This window comes from Pseudomonas sp. SDO55104_S430 (assembly GCF_054070595.1).
The window spans coordinates 1-17451 of the sequence record NZ_JBSVXG010000129.1 but is presented as its reverse complement, the minus strand read 5'-3'; the positions used below and the strand labels follow the sequence as shown (position 1 = coordinate 17451).

General features: G+C 60.2%; 14 protein-coding genes. 10 read left to right on the top strand and 4 right to left on the bottom strand.

Features of this window, described 5'->3' with window-relative positions; genetic code table 11:
• The first annotated feature begins 127 nt into the window (after positions 1-127).
• Positions 128-2434 carry a YgiQ family radical SAM protein gene (locus ACW9JE_RS20450; protein ID WP_457433758.1) on the top strand — a complete coding sequence of 769 codons (2307 nt, stop codon included), beginning with the start codon at positions 128-130 and terminating at the stop codon, positions 2432-2434.
• 144 nt (positions 2435-2578) lie between these two features.
• Here ACW9JE_RS20450 and ACW9JE_RS20445 read toward each other — a convergent pair whose 3' ends face one another.
• Complete coding sequence (locus ACW9JE_RS20445; protein ID WP_224540125.1) at positions 2579-3166, bottom strand: LOG family protein; 588 nt, start codon at positions 3164-3166, stop codon at positions 2579-2581.
• Between the two features lie 343 nt (positions 3167-3509).
• On the opposite strand from ACW9JE_RS20445, the gene azu reads away from it, so the two are divergent.
• Entirely contained in the window at positions 3510-3956 is a 447-nt protein-coding gene (gene azu, locus ACW9JE_RS20440) for an azurin (RefSeq protein ID WP_224540127.1), read from the top strand.
• 60 nt (positions 3957-4016) lie between these two features.
• On the opposite strand, the gene nadE is transcribed toward azu, so the two are convergent.
• The 3 genes from nadE to ACW9JE_RS20425 form a co-directional block, all read right to left on the bottom strand.
• A complete protein-coding gene (gene nadE / locus ACW9JE_RS20435; RefSeq protein ID WP_224540129.1) occupies positions 4017-4844 on the bottom strand; it encodes an ammonia-dependent NAD(+) synthetase in 828 nt (275 codons plus the stop codon).
• A 4-nt stretch (positions 4845-4848) separates the two neighbouring features.
• Entirely contained in the window at positions 4849-6084 is a 1236-nt protein-coding gene (gene pncB, locus ACW9JE_RS20430; protein WP_224540131.1) for a nicotinate phosphoribosyltransferase, read from the bottom strand.
• Between the two features lie 207 nt (positions 6085-6291).
• Positions 6292-7194: a LysR family transcriptional regulator gene (locus ACW9JE_RS20425; protein ID WP_457433757.1), complete on the bottom strand. Its 903-nt coding sequence runs from the start codon at positions 7192-7194 to the stop codon at positions 6292-6294.
• 175 nt (positions 7195-7369) lie between these two features.
• On the opposite strand from ACW9JE_RS20425, the gene amaB reads away from it, so the two are divergent.
• The 8 genes from amaB to ACW9JE_RS20385 all read left to right on the top strand — a co-directional run bounded on the left by amaB (position 7370) and on the right by ACW9JE_RS20385 (position 17389).
• A complete protein-coding gene (amaB, locus tag ACW9JE_RS20420) occupies positions 7370-8860 on the top strand; it encodes an L-piperidine-6-carboxylate dehydrogenase (RefSeq protein WP_224540135.1) in 1491 nt (496 codons plus the stop codon).
• Positions 8861-9013: 153 nt separating this feature from the next.
• Complete coding sequence (gene amaA, locus ACW9JE_RS20415) at positions 9014-10297, top strand: L-pipecolate oxidase (protein WP_224540137.1); 1284 nt, start codon at positions 9014-9016, stop codon at positions 10295-10297.
• Positions 10298-10661: 364 nt separating this feature from the next.
• Entirely contained in the window at positions 10662-11795 is a 1134-nt protein-coding gene (locus ACW9JE_RS20410; protein ID WP_224540139.1) for an ABC transporter substrate-binding protein, read from the top strand.
• Between the two features lie 171 nt (positions 11796-11966).
• A complete protein-coding gene (locus ACW9JE_RS20405) occupies positions 11967-12881 on the top strand; it encodes an ABC transporter permease subunit (RefSeq protein ID WP_224540141.1) in 915 nt (304 codons plus the stop codon).
• Between the two features lie 3 nt (positions 12882-12884).
• A complete protein-coding gene (livM, locus tag ACW9JE_RS20400; RefSeq protein WP_457433756.1) occupies positions 12885-14168 on the top strand; it encodes a high-affinity branched-chain amino acid ABC transporter permease LivM in 1284 nt (427 codons plus the stop codon).
• Positions 14165-15037, top strand: a complete 873-nt coding sequence (locus tag ACW9JE_RS20395; protein ID WP_175375475.1) for an ABC transporter ATP-binding protein — start codon at positions 14165-14167, stop codon at positions 15035-15037. The genes livM and ACW9JE_RS20395 overlap by 4 nt, the downstream gene beginning before the upstream one ends.
• Positions 15034-15750, top strand: coding sequence for an ABC transporter ATP-binding protein (locus tag ACW9JE_RS20390; protein WP_457433755.1), 717 nt, complete (start codon positions 15034-15036; stop codon positions 15748-15750). Before ACW9JE_RS20395 ends, ACW9JE_RS20390 begins: the two co-directional genes overlap by 4 nt.
• An 868-nt stretch (positions 15751-16618) precedes the next feature.
• The gene (locus tag ACW9JE_RS20385; RefSeq protein ID WP_224540146.1) at positions 16619-17389 is read left to right on the top strand and encodes an SDR family oxidoreductase; all 771 of its coding nucleotides are present in this window, start codon (positions 16619-16621) and stop codon (positions 17387-17389) included.
• Positions 17390-17451: the final 62 nt, after the last annotated feature.

Genomic DNA, 17451 nt, shown 5'->3' with positions numbered 1-17451 from the left:
CTGTAGGAGCGAGGCTTGCCCGCGAATGGGTCACCGCAATTTCCGACCACAGCCGTCGGAATTGATCAAAATTTGTGCTATATTCCGCGCCCGCGAAATTCAATGAAAGCCAACACCGGTTATCGACATGCAAGCAGCCAAGCCGTTATTTGACTATCCAAAGTACTGGGCCGAATGTTTCGGGCCAGCGCCATTCCTGCCGATGAGCAGGGAGGAGATGGATCAGCTTGGCTGGGATTCCTGCGACATCATCATCGTCACCGGTGATGCCTACGTCGATCACCCGTCGTTCGGCATGGCGATCATCGGCCGTCTGCTGGAGGCCCAGGGCTTCCGCGTCGGGATCATCGCCCAGCCTGACTGGCAGTCCAAAGACGACTTCATGAAGCTGGGCGAGCCGAACCTGTTTTTCGGCGTCGCGGCCGGCAACATGGACTCGATGATCAACCGCTACACCGCCGACAAGAAAATCCGTTCCGATGACGCTTACACGCCAGGCGGCATGGCCGGCAAGCGTCCGGACCGCGCGAGCCTGGTCTACAGCCAGCGCTGCAAGGAAGCCTACAAGCACGTGCCGATCGTGCTTGGCGGCATCGAAGCCTCCCTGCGCCGCATTGCCCATTACGATTACTGGCAGGACCGGGTGCGCAACTCGATCCTGATCGACGCCAGCGCCGACATCCTGCTCTACGGCAACGCCGAGCGCGCGATCGTCGAAGTCGCCCAGCGTTTGTCCTATGGTCAGAAAGTCGAAGACATCACCGATGTGCGCGGCACCGCGTTCATCCGTCGCGACACGCCGAAAGACTGGTACGAAGTCGATTCCACGCGAATCGACCGTCCGGGCAAGATCGACAAGATCATCAACCCGTACGTGAACACCCAGGACACCCAGGCCTGCGCCATCGAGCAGGAAAAGGGGCCGGTTGAAGATCCGCAGGAAGCCAAGGTCGTACAGATCCTGGCAAGCCCGAAGATGACCCGCGACAAGACCGTGATCCGTCTGCCGTCGGTAGAAAAGGTTCGCAACGACCCTGTTCTCTACGCCCACGCCAACCGCGTGCTGCACCTGGAAACCAACCCGGGCAACGCCCGTGCGCTGGTGCAGAAGCACGGTGAGGTAGACGTCTGGTTCAACCCGCCGCCCATTCCGATGACCACCGAAGAAATGGACTACGTGTTCGGCATGCCTTACGCGCGTATTCCGCATCCTGCGTATGGCAAGGAAAAAATCCCTGCCTACGACATGATCCGCTTCTCCGTGAACATCATGCGTGGCTGCTTCGGTGGCTGCACCTTCTGCTCCATCACCGAGCACGAAGGGCGGATCATCCAGAACCGTTCCGAAGAGTCGATCATTCGCGAAATCGAAGAAATTCGCGACAAGGTCCCGGGTTTTACCGGTGTGATTTCCGACCTCGGCGGCCCGACCGCGAACATGTACCGCATCGCCTGCAAGAGCCCGGAAATCGAATCCGCGTGCCGCAAGCCGTCGTGCGTGTTCCCTGGCATCTGCCCGAACCTGAACACCGATCACTCCTCGCTGATCCAGTTGTATCGCAGCGCCCGCGCGTTGCCGGGTGTGAAGAAGATCCTGATCGCGTCCGGCCTGCGTTACGACCTCGCGGTCGAGTCGCCGGAATACGTGAAAGAGCTGGTGACCCACCACGTCGGTGGTTACCTGAAGATCGCCCCGGAACACACCGAGGAAGGTCCGCTCAACCAGATGATGAAACCGGGCATTGGTACCTATGACCGGTTCAAGCGCATGTTCGAGAAGTTCTCGAAGGAAGCGGGCAAAGAGCAGTACCTGATTCCGTACTTCATCGCGGCGCACCCTGGCACCACCGACGAAGACATGATGAACCTGGCGCTGTGGCTCAAGGGCAACGGTTTCCGTGCCGACCAGGTGCAGGCGTTCTATCCGTCGCCGATGGCCAGCGCCACCGCGATGTACCACTCGGGCAAGAACCCGCTGCGCAAGGTCACCTACAAGAGCGACCCGGTGACCATCGTCAAGAGCGAAGAGCAGCGCCGCCTGCACAAGGCGTTCCTGCGTTATCACGATCCGAAAGGCTGGCCGATGCTGCGTGAAGCCTTGACTCGCATGGGTCGCAGCGACCTGATCGGACCGGGCAAGAACCAGCTGATCCCGCTGCACCAGCCGTCCACCGACAGCTACCAGAGCGCCCGTCGCAAGAACTCGACGCCGGCTGGCAGCCATAAGGTTTCCGGTGAAAAAACCACCAAGATCCTGACCCAGCACACCGGCCTGCCACCGCGCGCCAGCGACGGCGGCAACCCGTGGGACAAGCGCGAACAGGCCAAGGCGGCGGCGTTCGCCCGCAACCAGCAGGCGGCCAAGGAGCGCAAGGAAGCGGCCAAGGGCGGTAAAGGGCAGAAGGCCGGGCGCAAGCCGGTGGTGCCGCGCTAAACCTCCCGGGACGCCGTCCCCATCTGTAGGAGCGAGCATGCTCGCGATGGACGTAAACGATAACGCGGGGTATCAGGCATCCCGCGTCATCGTTGACCACCATCGCGAGCAAGCTCGGCTCCTACATGGGAGGGTGGTGAATCGTTAGTCGGGCTTTTGCTCGACCCACTTCGGCGCCACGCTCGGGCGCCAGTTCTCCAGCGAATCCAGCAGCGTCTGCGGCGATTCGCTCACCTGCAGCATGTCGCGATGCGCGCCGCGCACGAATCCTTCTTCGACGATGTGATCGAGAAACCCGGTGAGTTTGCTGTAGAAACCGTTTACTTCCAGCAGGCCCAGCGGCTTCCCGTGGTATCCCAACTGGCCCCAGGTCCAGACTTCGAATAATTCCTCCAGCGTACCCAGGCCACCCGGCAGGGCGATGAAGGCGTCGCTGAGTTCGGCCATCCGCGCCTTGCGCGCGTGCATGCCGTCGACCACTTCCAGGCGGGTCAGGCCACTGTGGCCGATTTCCTTGTCCTTGAGGCTTTGCGGAATGATGCCGATCACTTCGCCACCAGCCGCCAGCGCGGCGTCCGCCACAATGCCCATCAGGCCCACGGCGCCACCGCCATAGACCAGAGTCAATTTGCGTTCGGCCAACGCGCGGCCCAGGGCCACGGCTGCTTCACGGTAAGCCGGATTGGTGCCGGTGCTGGCACCGCAAAATACACAGACAGATGCTAAAGACATGCCTTACTCCAGGGTCGATCAGGGCCACAGAGTAAAGGCATGCGTATCGCGCTCCAAGGACTAAACTTCCCGCTTGGGCGTTTCATAGGTGCCGCTGGCGCCACAGGCGTAGGCGGCGAGCAAACTGCACAACAGGCTATTGAGGGACATGTCGAAAACTCCTGGCGGTGATGATGGTTCGATCATAGGCCCGGGGCAGACGCCTGGCTGGTAGATTGTCTCGATGGGGGCCATAGCCCAAAAGTTGTATACAATTTTTGACTCAGGTCATATGAACTTGCGAAGTTTTCAGGCAGTCTTCTGTCCATTCGCATTTCCGATAACCCTGCCTTGGAGATTCACCATGTTTGCCAAACTCGTTGCGGTATCCCTGTTGACACTGGCCAGCAGCCAATTGATGGCTGCGGAGTGCAAAGTCACCGTCGACTCCACAGACCAGATGTCCTTCAACACGAAGGCCATTGAAATCGACAAGAGCTGCAAAACCTTCACCGTCGAACTGACCCACTCCGGCAGCTTGCCGAAGAACGTCATGGGCCATAACTGGGTGTTGAGCAAAGAAGCCGACATGCAGCCGATCGCCACTGATGGCCTGGGCGCCGGTATCGACAAGGACTACCTGAAAGAAGGCGATGCCCGCGTCATCGCGCACACCAAGATCATCGGCGCCAAGGAAACCGACTCGGTGACCTTCGATGTGTCCAAACTCGATGCCAACGAGAAATATGGCTTCTTCTGCTCGTTCCCGGGCCATATCTCGATGATGAAAGGCACTGTCACGCTGAAGTGATCGAATTGCCTTCATAAAAAAAGCGCCTTCACAGGCGCTTTTTTTGTTTTTGCGGGGGCATCACGGCGCAAACGGCATCACGCGCTTGTGCTGGGTCTTTCTGTACGTATCGCAAATGATCTTGAACGCTTCCTCGCGCACCGGGTTGCCGTGCAGGAAAGCGTCGATCTCGGCGTAGGTCACGCCGTGGGAGGCTTCGTCCGGTTTGCCGGGCGACAGGTCTTCCAGGTCGGCGGTCGGGACTTTTTCCACCAGCGATTCCGGCGCACCGAAGCTGCGGGCAATCGCCCGGACCTGGTTCTTCACCAGGCCGCTGAGCGGTGCCAGGTCGCAGGCGCCGTCACCGAACTTGGTGAAGAAACCCATCACCGCTTCCGCCGCGTGGTCGGTGCCGATCACCAGACCCTGGGTCGCGCCGGCGATGGTGTACTGGGCGACCATGCGCATGCGCGCTTTGGTGTTGCCGAGTACGAAATCCACCGAGACCGCGTGCTTGCCTTCGAATGCCGCGACTTCATTGGCCAGAGCCTTGACCGACGGACCGATGTTCACGGTGTGGCGCTCATCGGGCTTGATGAAATCCACCGAAGCCTGGGCGTCGTGTTCATCGAACTGGGTTTCGTACGGCAGGCGCACGGCGATGAACTTGTAGCTGCCGTCGCCCGTGCGTTGACGCAGTTCGCGCATGGCGCGCTGGGCCAAAAGGCCTGCGGTCAGGGAATCGACACCGCCGCTGATGCCCAGCACCAGGGTCTTGAGCCCGGAGTTGATCAGGCAGTCCTGAATGAAGGTAATGCGTCGGGCGACTTCCGCCTCCAGGGCGGCCTCGTCGGCGAACGGCGGTTGAACCTTGAGCTGCTCAGCAATCTCACGCTGTACGGCTTGCATGAATTCACTCCTTGCTAGATGGGCCGGATGTGCCGGAAAAGGGGGCAGGTACTTGGAAAACGTGTCGCAAATAGGCGACGAAATTCGGGTCTTTGCAGTGGGTCTTGCCGGGCTCGTCGGAGATCTTCGCCACGGGCGCACCGTTGCAGGCGGTCATTTTAAGCACGATGCTCATCGGTTCGACACCCGGAATATCGCACGTCAGGTTGGTGCCGATACCGAAGCTGACATTGATCCGACCCCGTAGCGCGCGGAATATATCCAGGGCCTTTGGCAGCGTCAGGCTGTCGGAGAAGGTCAGGGTCTTGCTCATCGGGTCGATGCCCAGCTTGTGATAGTGCGCGATGGCCTTTTCCGCCCACAGCACCGGATCGCCGGAGTCGTGACGCAAGCCGTCGAAGAGCTTGGCGAAAAACAGGTCGAAATCGCCGAGGAACGCATCGCTGGTGATGCAGTCGGTCAGGGCGATCCCCAGCAGGCCGCGGTACTCGCGGACCCAGCAATCGAGGGCGGCAATCTGGCTGTCGATCAACCGCGGCCCCAGTTGCTGATGGGCCATGATCCACTCGTGGGCCATGGTGCCCAAGGGTTTCATGTCCAGCTCCCGGGACAGGTGCACGTTGCTGGTGCCTACGAAGCGACCGGGGAAATCGTGCTTGAGCACGCTCACCACTTCTTCCTGCACGCGGTACGAGAAACGACGGCGGGTACCGAAATCGGCGACCTGCAGTTCGGAAAGCTCGTCGGCGCTGGCGTTGGCGCTCAGCCAGTCGAACTTGCGATACAGCTGCTCGCGCGCCTGTTCCAGGACGATATCGCTGTGGCGATAACGGTTACGCACTTCGCTGACCATGGCCAGGATCGGCACTTCGAACAGAATCACATGCAGCCACGGGCCACGCAGGCGGATGAACAGCTCGCCGTTTTCGATGCCGGTGTGGATGTAGCGCAGGTTGAAGCGGAACAGGCCGAGAAAGCGCAGGAAGTCCGGCTTGAGGAAGGTGATGCGCTCGAGGAAGCTCAACTGATCGGCGCTCAGGCTCAACTCGGCCAGACGCTCGATCTGCAGGCGGATTTCCTGAAGATACGGACGCAAATCCTCGCTGTTACGGCAACGAAACTCCCATTCGACTTCAACGTTGGGGTAGTTGTGCAGCACCGCCTGCATCATCGTCAGCTTGTAAAAGTCGGTGTCGAGCAGGTTCTGCACGATGCGATCGGCAAACACACTCTCGCTCATAAAGGGGGTCTCCACATTGAATAGCGATAGTGGCGCATATCGGTGCCGGGGAATGCCAGCAATTTTTCAGATTGGTTGAGATCCTTTGTGGGAGCGGCGGTGCGACGATTCGACTTGCTCGCGAAGGCGTCATTCCAGCCGACATTGATATTGAATGTGCCGGCCTCTTCGCGAGCAAGCCCGCTCCCACAGGTTACGGTGGCGCGGTCAAGTTTGAGGCGTGTCCACCTGCTCCAGCATCCACTTCACGAAATCCCGCACCTTCGGCACTTCCGCCGAATGCTCCGGGTAGGCGAGGTAATAGGCGTCGGTGCTGGGCATTGCATGCTTCCATGGAATGACCAGCTTGCCTTCGGCCAGTTCCTCTTCCACCAGGAATCGAGGCAGCAGCGCCACGCCGCAGCCGACCTGCGCGGCGCGGATGCACATATAGAAGGTTTCGAAGCGCGGGCCGTGGTAGCTGTGTTCGGTGTGGTAGCCCTGATTGTCGAACCAGTCATGCCAGGCCTGGGGACGGGAGGCGTTTTGCAAAAGAACCAGGTCGGCGAGTTGTGTCGGATCGGTGAAGGGCTCGGCGGGCAGACTGCTCGGGGCGCAAACCGGCACCAGTTCCTCGCTGAACAGCTTCAGGCATTCGGTGCCCGGCCGTGAGCCCTGGCCGAAGTAGAACGCCAAATCGCTGCGTCCTTGCAGCAAGTCGTCCGCTTCCTGCTCGCTGCATAGATCCAGATGAATCGAGGGATGACGCAGGCGCCAGCCCTTGAGGCGTGGCACCAGCCAGCGCGCGCCGAAGGTCGGCGGCGTGGAAACCCGCAGGACTTCAGTCTCGCCGCCGTAGGAACGCAGGTAATGAGTCGACATCTCGACCTGGGTGAGGATTTTTCTTACTTCCACCAGGTACAGGTCCCCGGCCGGGGTCATTTGCAGGCGACGACGCACCCGGCGGAACAACAAGTGCTGCAACAACTCTTCCAGCTGCGCGACCTGCTTGCTGACGGCGCTCTGCGTCAGGTTCAGCTCTTCGGCGGCCCGGGTGAAGCTCAGGTGCCGGGTCACGGCTTCGAAACACTGCAGCGCAGCGATCGATGGCAAATAGCGTTTGTTCAGCATGGGCGGTCCTTTGTTCTTGTCTCTTTATTGCCTGCAATGCACAGCATGAATAAACGGAATGATATCTCTCTTAATGGTCGTTTGTTGAGTAACCTCGGGAGCGCTAAAACTACAGGTCTGATCAGTCGCGAATGCGCGGCTGCACCCGTACCGTTTTTTGCTTGAGGAGTAACCCATGGTTGCCGCATTGCTTGATCGTCTTGGCGTGAACCCGGCCCTGTACCAGAACGGCAAAGTGCCCGTGCATTCGCCCATCGACGGCAGCCGCATCGCCGCCGTGAACTGGGAAGGCGCCGCTGAAGTCGAGCAGCACATCAGTCGCGCAGATCATGCGTTCGAACTGTGGCGCAAGGTTCCGGCGCCCCGTCGTGGCGAGCTGGTGCGTCAACTGGGTGACATTTTGCGTGAGTACAAGGCCGACCTCGGCGAGCTGGTGTCCTGGGAAGCCGGCAAGATCACTCAGGAAGGCCTGGGTGAAGTGCAGGAAATGATCGACATCTGCGACTTCGCGGTCGGTCTGTCCCGTCAGCTGTACGGTTTGACCATCGCCTCCGAACGTCCTGGCCACCACATGCGTGAAACCTGGCATCCGCTGGGCGTTGTCGGTGTGATCAGCGCCTTTAACTTCCCGGTTGCGGTGTGGGCCTGGAACGCAACGCTGGCGCTGGTCTGCGGCAACCCGGTGGTCTGGAAGCCGTCGGAGAAAACCCCGCTGACCGCACTGGCCTGCCAAGCGCTGTTCGATCGCGTACTGAAGAACTTCAGCGATGCACCGCCGTACCTGAGCCAGGTGATTATTGGTGGTCGCGATGCCGGCGAAGCCCTGGTCGATGACCCGCGTGTCGCCCTGGTCAGCGCTACCGGCAGCACCCGCATGGGCCGTGAAGTGGCGCCGAAAATCGCCGCACGCTTCGCCCGCAGCATTCTGGAACTGGGCGGCAACAACGCAATGATCCTCGGCCCGAGCGCCGACCTGGACATGGCCGTTCGCGCGATCCTGTTCAGCGCCGTTGGCACCGCCGGCCAGCGTTGCACCACCCTGCGTCGCCTGATCGCCCACGAATCGGTGAAGGAAGAGATCGTCACCCGCCTCAAGGCCGCCTATTCCAAGGTGCGCATCGGCCATCCGCTGGAAGGCAACCTGATCGGCCCGCTGATCGACCAGCAAAGTTTCGACAACATGCAGGACGCCCTGGAGCGTGCCCTGAGCGAAGGCGGCCGGGTGTTCGGCGGCAAGCGTCAGCTGGAAGACAAGTTCCCGAACGCCTACTACGTCGCGCCAGCCATCGTCGAGATGCCGGAGCAAAGCGATGTGGTCTGCCACGAAACCTTCGCGCCGATCCTGTACGTGGTCGGCTACAGCGATTTCAACGAAGCGCTGCGCTTGAACAACGCCGTGCCGCAAGGCCTGTCCTCGTGCATCTTCACCACCGACGTGCGTGAAGCCGAGCAATTCATGTCTGACGTGGGCAGCGACTGCGGCATCGCCAACGTGAACATCGGCCCGAGCGGCGCGGAAATCGGCGGCGCGTTCGGTGGCGAGAAAGAAACCGGCGGCGGTCGCGAATCCGGCTCCGACGCATGGCGCGCGTACATGCGCCGTCAGACCAACACCGTGAACTACTCGCTTGAATTGCCGTTGGCGCAGGGCATCACCTTCGACTAATACTCGAGTCGGGCAATGATCCCTGTGGGAGCGGGCTTGCTCGCGAAAGCGTTTTATCAGTCACATTGATTTTGGATGTGCTGACGCCTTCGCGAACAAGACCCCTCCCACATTGAATAGATGTGTTTGTTAGGTTTCTGCTGGAGTCTGGCAATGCCGTTACGCGAAGAGTGTCTGTGGGAAAAACTGACGCCGCAAAGGCCCGACAATGCGGCGCTCAAGGGGGAGCTGACGGTCGACGTCTGCGTCATCGGCGCCGGTTTTACCGGGCTGTCGGCGGCGGTGCATTTGCGGGAACAGGGCAAGACGGTCTGTGTGCTGGAAGCCCATCGCGCCGGGCATGGCGGCTCGGGGCGCAACGTCGGCCTGGTCAACGCCGGCATGTGGATTCCGCCGGACGAGATCGAAGCCGGGTTTGGCAAGGCGGTCGGCAGCCAGCTCAATAGCATGCTGGGTGCGGCGCCGGCGCTGGTATTCAGCCTGGTCGACAAATACGACATCGATTGCCAGTTGCGCCGCGAAGGCACGCTGCACATGGCGCACAACGCCCGTGGCGAAGCCGATCTGCGCAGTCGTGAAGAACAATGGAAGCGTCGTGGTGCGCCGGTGGAACTGCTCACCGGTCAAGCCTGCGAACAAGCCACGGGTACAAAGAAAATTGCCGCCGCGTTGCTCGATCGCCGGGCCGGCACCCTCAACCCGATGGGTTACGTAACCGGGCTGGCCAAAGCCGCTGCAAACCTGGGCGCTCAGGTATACGACCATTCCCCGGTAACCCGCCTCGAACGCCAGGGCCAGCGCTGGTCGGTCCAGACCGAGCACGGTTCGGTACTGGCCGAGCAGGTAGTGATCGCCTCCAACGCCTACACCGAAGGCGACTGGACTGAACTCAAGCGCAATTTCTTCCCCGGTTATTACTATCAAGTGGCCTCGGTGCCGCTGACCGAAGAAGCCGCGCAACAAATCCTGCCCGGTGGCCAGGGCTCCTGGGACACCCGTCAGGTGCTCAGCAGCATTCGTCGTGACAAAGACGGCCGTTTGTTGCTCGGCAGCCTGGGCAACGGCAATCAGAAACCGGCCTGGTTCCTCAAAGCCTGGGCCGACCGCGTCCAGCAGCATTACTTCCCGTACCTGAAGCCAGTGGAGTGGGAATGCACCTGGACGGGGCGCATCGCCTTCACTCCTGATCACCTGATGCGCCTGTTCGAACCGGCGCCGGGCATAGTGGCAGTTACCGGCTATAACGGCCGAGGAGTGACCACCGGGACGGTGGTTGGTAAAGCGTTCGCCGACTATTTGTGTAACAAAAATCCTCAAGCGCTACCGATTCCCTTCGCACCGATGCAGCCCCTGACGGGAGCAGGGTTGCGCAGTTGTCTGTACGAGGCCGGTTTCTCGCTGTATCACGCGGGCCAGTGCTTGCGGATCGTCATCTGACGATCGAAATTCGTTGTTGAAAGCGGCGCTTTTCGGCGCAGCGACTAGCCTGTAGTGGTGCGCGTTGTAGCAGTTGCGCACTGGTAGTGTGCAGTTCGGTGACGCGCGTTGTTACAGGCTGGTTGCACGTCGTTTAGTGCCGCGGTTGCAATGATGGCGCGCTAGGGTTGCGCCTCGAAAAATAAATGGTTTCACCTTCCGCGGTTTAGACGGTTGCACGCCCAATGAAAATGGGACCGAAACAGTCGAAAAAACAATAATGCAGCGACTTTTTGAAGAATAAAAAACCGATGGCACGGCCCTTGCTCTGAGCATTCAGTGAAGTCGCAGTGCCAATTAAAAAAAAACCTTGGAGCACCACCTCATGTCCCAGACGTTTTACAAAAAAGGCTTTTTGGCCCTCGCAGTGGCTACTGCGTTGGGTGTTTCTGCGTTTGCTCAGGCTGACATCAAGATCGGCGTAGCAGGTCCAATGACGGGCGCCAACGCGGCATTTGGCGAGCAGTACATGAAGGGTGCACAGGCGGCGGCCGATGCGGTCAACGCGGCGGGCGGCGTGAACGGGGAAAAAATCGTACTGGTCAAGGGCGATGACGCCTGCGAACCGAAACAGGCTGTGACGGTCGCAAAAGACCTGACCAACCAGAAAGTTGCCGGCGTTGTCGGTCACTTCTGCTCCTCGTCGACCATCCCGGCCTCCGAGATCTACGACGAAGCGGGCATCATCGCCATCACTCCTGGCTCCACCAACCCACAGGTTACCGAGCGCGGCCTGAGCGCCATGTTCCGTATGTGCGGACGTGACGACCAGCAAGGCATCGTGGCCGGCGACTACATTGTCGACGTGCTCAAGGGCAAGAAAGTCGTCGTGCTGCACGACAAGGACACCTACGGCCAGGGCCTGGCTGACGCCACCAAGGCACAGCTGGAAAAACGCGGCGTGAAGCCGGTTCTTTACGAAGGCCTGACTCGCGGCGAGAAAGACTTCAGTGCCGTCGTGACCAAGATCCGTGCCGCTGGCGCCGACGTGGTCTACTTCGGTGGCCTGCACCCAGAGGCTGGTCCACTGGTTAAACAACTGCGTACCGAAGGCCTGAAAGACGTGAAGTTCATGTCCGACGACGGCATCGTGACCGACGAACTGGTGACCACCGCTGGCGGCCCGCAGTACACCAACGGTGTACTGATGACCTTCGGCGCCGACCCTCGCCTGCTGCCAGACAGCAAGGCCGTGGTAGAAGCCTTCCGCAAAGCCGGTACCGAGCCTGAAGGCTACACCCTGTACGCCTACGCTTCGGTGCAAACCCTGGCTGCAGCTTTCAACGGCGCCAAGTCCAACAAGGGCGAAGACGCTGCCGCATGGCTGAAGAAGAACCCGGTCAAGACCGTCATGGGCGAGAAGACCTGGGACAACAAGGGTGACCTGAAAGTCTCCGACTACGTGGTTTACGAGTGGGACGCAAACGGCAAATACCATCAGCTGGACAAGCAGAAGTGACATGACCTGCTGAACCGCCCGGCGCCTTGTGCGCCGGGTGTTCAACGAACATGTCCGTGCAGTACCTGTCTTTTCTCGTAGAGCTGCACACAACCGTGCTGCGCTGGCGGCTGAACCCCGGTCCGACGCAGGCGGCTTCTGTGCAGTCTCTCAAATGCGTGAGATTGCGTTATGGATGGTATTTTCCTGCAGCAACTGGTCAACGGCCTGACCCTCGGGTCGGTCTATGGCCTGATCGCCATCGGCTACACAATGGTCTATGGCATCATTGGCATGATCAACTTCGCCCACGGCGAGGTTTACATGATTTCCGCTTACCTCGCGGCAATCAGTCTGGCACTGCTGGCTTACTTCGGTATTGAATCCTTCCCTCTGCTGATGCTCGGCACACTGGTGTTCACCATTGTCGTCACCGGGGTCTACGGCTGGGTCATCGAACGCATCGCCTATAAACCCCTGCGTAACTCTACCCGCCTGGCACCGCTGATCAGCGCCATCGGTATCTCGCTGATCCTGCAAAACTATGCACAGATCTCTCAAGGCGCTCGCCAACAGGGCGTTCCAACGCTTCTGACCGGCGCATGGCGTATCGACATAGGCACTGGCTTCGTCCAGCTGACCTACACCAAGATCTTCATCCTGGTCGCAGCATTTGCCGGCATGGCGGCGCTGACCTACATCATCAAGTACACCAAGCTCGGCCGCATGTGCCGCGCGACCCAGCAAGACCGCAAGATGGCCTCGATCCTGGGGATCAACACCGACCGGGTGATTTCCTACGTGTTCATCATCGGTGCAGCGATGGCGGCCCTGGCCGGCGTGCTGATCACCATGAACTACGGCACGTTCGACTTCTACGCGGGCTTCGTCATCGGCATCAAGGCCTTCACTGCTGCGGTACTGGGCGGGATCGGCTCGTTGCCTGGCGCCATGCTCGGCGGGATCATCCTGGGGATCTCCGAGTCGCTGTTCTCGGGTCTCGTCAACTCGGACTACAAAGACGTCTTCAGCTTCTCGCTGCTGGTTCTCGTTCTGGTCTTTCGGCCTCAAGGCCTGCTCGGCCGTCCTCTTGTGTCGAAGGTGTAAGCGATGTCTTCAACCACTAAAAAAACCATTGATCTCAAAAAAAGTCTGGTTGATGCGATTCTTTCCGGCCTCATCGCCCTGATCGTGTTCGGGCCAATCGTCGGCGTCGTGCTCGACGGCTACGGCTTCAACATGGAAACCTCACGGGTGGCCTGGATCGTCGCCATCGTCATGGCCGGTCGTTTCGCCCTGAGCACGTTCCTGCAGACTGCCAAGGGCGAGAAAATCCTCCAGAGCTTCGAAAGCCCGGGCTCGGGCGTGCACGTGCTGCCGCCGGATTACAAATCACGCCTGCGCTGGATCATCCCGCTGATGATCGTCGTCGCTATCGTGCTGCCGTTCTTCTCCAACTCCTACCTGCTGGGCGTGGTCATCCTCGGGCTGATCTACGTGCTGCTGGGCCTGGGGTTGAACATCGTGGTCGGCCTGGCCGGTCTGCTCGACCTGGGTTATGTGGCGTTCTACGCCATCGGTGCCTACGGCCTGGCGCTCGGTTATCAATACCTGGGGCTGGGGTTCTGGACCGTGCTGCCACTGGCGGCGATCACCGCCGGCCTTGCCGGTTGCATCCTCGGTTTCCCGGTGCTGCGTCTGCACGGCGACTACCTGGCGATTGTGACCCTGGGCTTCGGTGAAATCATTCGTCTGGTGCTCAACAACTGGCTGTCGCTGACCGGCGGCCCGAACGGCATGCCGGCGCCACTGCCGACCTTCTTCGGCCTGGAGTTCGGCAAGCGCGCCAAAGACGGCGGGGTTCCATTCCACGAGTTCTTCGGCATCGCCTACAACCCCGACGTGAAGTACTACTTCATCTACGCGGTGTTGTTCCTGGTCGTGCTGGCCGTGCTGTACATCAAACACCGTCTGGTCAAGATGCCGGTGGGTCGTGCCTGGGAAGCGCTGCGCGAAGATGAAATCGCCTGCCGCTCCATGGGCCTGAACCACGTGCTGGTCAAACTCTCGGCGTTCACCATCGGTGCATCGACCGCGGGCCTGGCCGGTGTGTTCTTCGCCACCTATCAGGGTTTCGTCAACCCGACCTCGTTCACCTTCTTCGAATCGGCCCTGATCCTGGCCATCGTGGTACTGGGCGGCATGGGTTCGACCATCGGCGTGGTGATCGCCGCGTTCGTGCTGACCGTGGCCCCGGAACTGCTGCGTGGCTTTGCCGAATACCGCGTCCTGCTGTTCGGGATGCTGATGGTAGTGATGATGATCTGGCGACCGCGCGGACTGATTCGGATCAGCCGTACCGGTGTGACGCCGCGTAAAGGAGTAGCGCCATGAGCGAAGTCGTACTCAACGTCGAAAAACTCATGATGCACTTCGGCGGCATCAAGGCGCTGAACGACGTCAGCCTGAAGGTCAAGCGCAACTCGATCTTCGCCCTGATCGGCCCCAACGGCGCCGGCAAGACCACGGTGTTCAACTGCCTGACCGGTTTCTACAAGGCTTCCGGCGGCAAGATCGAACTCAACCTGCGTGGCCAGCAGACCAACGTCATCAAGCTGTTGGGCGAATCGTTCAAACCGACCGACTTCGTCTCGCCGAAATCCTTCGGCAGTCGCCTCTGGTACAAGGCGTTCGGTGGCACCCATCTGGTCAACCGTGCGGGTCTTGCGCGGACTTTCCAGAACATTCGCCTGTTCAAGGAAATGTCGGTGCTGGAAAACCTGCTGGTGGCCCAGCACATGTGGGTCAACCGCAACATGCTGGCGGGCATCCTCAACACCAAGGGCTATCGCAAGGCCGAAAGCGATGCGCTGGACCACGCCTTCTACTGGCTGGAAGTGGTGGACCTGGTGGACTGCGCCAACCGTCTGGCCGGTGAACTGTCCTACGGTCAGCAGCGCCGCCTGGAAATCGCCCGGGCCATGTGTACCCGTCCGCAGATCATCTGCCTGGACGAACCGGCCGCCGGCCTCAACCCTCAGGAAACCGAAGCGCTGAGCGCGATGATCCGGCTGCTGCGCGACGAGCACGATCTGACCGTGGTGCTGATCGAACACGACATGGGCATGGTAATGAGCATTTCCGACCACATCGTGGTGCTGGACCACGGCGTCGTCATCGCCGAGGGCGGTCCCGACGACATCCGCAACGATCCGAAAGTGATTGCCGCCTACTTGGGCGCCGACGAAGAGGAAGTGGTATGAGCAAACCCATCCTCGAACTCAAGGAGCTGGATGTGTTCTACGGGCCGATCCAGGCCCTGAAGAAAGTCTCGCTGCACATCAACGAAGGGGAAACCGTCAGCCTGATCGGCTCCAACGGCGCCGGCAAATCGACCCTGCTGATGTCGATCTTCGGCCAGCCACGAGCGGCGGACGGGGAGATCGTCTATCAAGGCGTGAAAATTACCCACAAGTCGTCGCACTACATTGCTTCCAACGGCATCGCGCAGTCGCCGGAAGGGCGGAGGGTGTTCCCCGACATGACCGTCGAGGAAAACCTGCTGATGGGCACCATCCCGATCGGTGACAAGTACGCCAAGGAAGACATGCAGCGCATGTTCCAACTGTTCCCGCGGCTTGAAGAGCGGCGGACTCAGCGTGCGATGACCATGTCCGGCGGCGAGCAGCAAATGCTCGCCATCGCCCGCGCCCTGATGAGCCGGCCGAAGCTGTTGCTGCTCGATGAGCCAAGCCTGGGCCTGGCGCCGATCGTGGTGAAACAGATCTTCGCCACCCTGCGGGAACTGGCGAAGACCGGCATGACCATCTTCCTGGTGGAGCAGAACGCCAACCATGCGCTGAGGCTGTCGGACCGGGCCTATGTGATGGTCAACGGCGAGATTCGCATGAGTGGTACCGGCAAGGAGCTGCTGGTGAACGAGGATGTGCGTAGCGCCTATCTTGGCGGGCACTAAGCCTTAGCGCTGTACAAAAAACGCCCTGACGCCAACAACGTCAGGGCGTTTTTTTTGCCCCTGCGAGAATGCCCAAAAACTCTGTGGGAGCGAGCCTGCTCGCGATGGTCGTCAACGATAAAGCGGGCTGGCTGGATTCCCGCGTTGCCTTGGCGTTTTTCGCGAGCGTGCTTGCTCCTACAGGACCTGCGACCTCAGGTAAAGCCAATTGTGGAAAACAAATTTTCACAGCTCCCGAAGTGCGACATAAAACCGCTGCAAATTGCTGTTTTGTCACGCTTTTGACTTGTCCCCGTTTGCTGTGGAGCGGGCTGTGAATAACATGGTGGCATTCGGCTGTAAGCCTTTAAAACCGGGGCCTGTAGCGATGTGGTTATTTATTGATCAGTCTGTTTTGGCGGTCTTCAGGTCGGCTTTGTCAACCCTTTTCTTGAGGGCGAAAATGCCGCCAACAAGTGTGGGTAAGCCTGTGGATAAGTCTGTGATTAAACTCTGGAAAGACTGCGCTGAAGGCCGCAGTTACTGGCTCGCGGCCATCGCTGCCTTGACCGTCCGGTCATGAGAGTCGCCACGGGCTACACGGCGGGCTGATGGGGTCAAGCAAAAAAGTTTTGAAACCCCGCGCGAAGCCTTGTGGATAGCGGCTTGCAGCTTTTCCACTTGCCCCCAGAGTCTGTGGATTCGCTTGTGGATAACGTGCGCGTAATCGGCTGCAGGCCCCGGCGGGCCTATCGATCAGCCTGCTGGTTGTTTTTTGAACAGGCGCGGTCCGTGGGGAACGTGGTTGCCGGTAAAGGTTTGGCCGGGCATGCTTCCACTTGATTGTCCATTCCAATGGCTGTTCCTCAGCCGAAGCAAGGAGAACACGATGTCCAACACCCTGTTTATTACCGGCGCGACTTCCGGTTTTGGTGAAGCCTGTGCCCGTCGTTTTGCCGAGGCTGGCTGGAAACTGGTGCTGACCGGCCGTCGTGAAGAACGCCTCAACGCGCTGTGCGCCGAGCTGTCGAAGCAGACCGAAGTGCATGGTCTGGTGCTGGACGTGCGTGACCGTAAGGCGATGGAAGAGGCGGTTGCCAACCTGCCGCCGAGCTTCGCCAAGCTGCGCGGGTTGATCAACAATGCCGGCCTGGCCTTGGGCGCAGACCCTGCGCCCAAGTGCAACCTGGACGACTGGGACACCATGGTCGATACCAACATCAAGGGCCTGATGTACGCCACGCGTCTGCTGCTGCCGCGCCTGATCGGCCACGGTCGTGGTGCCGGTATCGTCAACGTCGGCTCGGTCGCGGGGAGCTATCCGTATCCGGGCAGCCATGTGTATGGCGGGACCAAGGCCTTCGTCCAGCAGTTCTCCCTGAGCCTGCGCTGCGATCTGCAAGGCACCGGCGTGCGCGTCAGCAACATCGACCCGGGTCTGTGCGAGAGCGAGTTTTCGCTGGTGCGTTTCGGCGGTGACCAGGAGCGTTACAACGCCACCTATGCCGGCGCCGAGCCAATCCAGCCGCAGGACATCGCCGACACCATCTTCTGGATTCTCAACGCGCCGGCGCACATCAACATCAACACCCTGGAGTTGATGCCGGTGAGTCAGAGTTGGGCGGGGTTTGCGATTGATCGCAGTGGTGGCAAGGCTTAAGACCGCATAACGGCCATTCGCGGGCAAGCCTCGCTCCTACAGGTGTTCACACAAAACCTGTA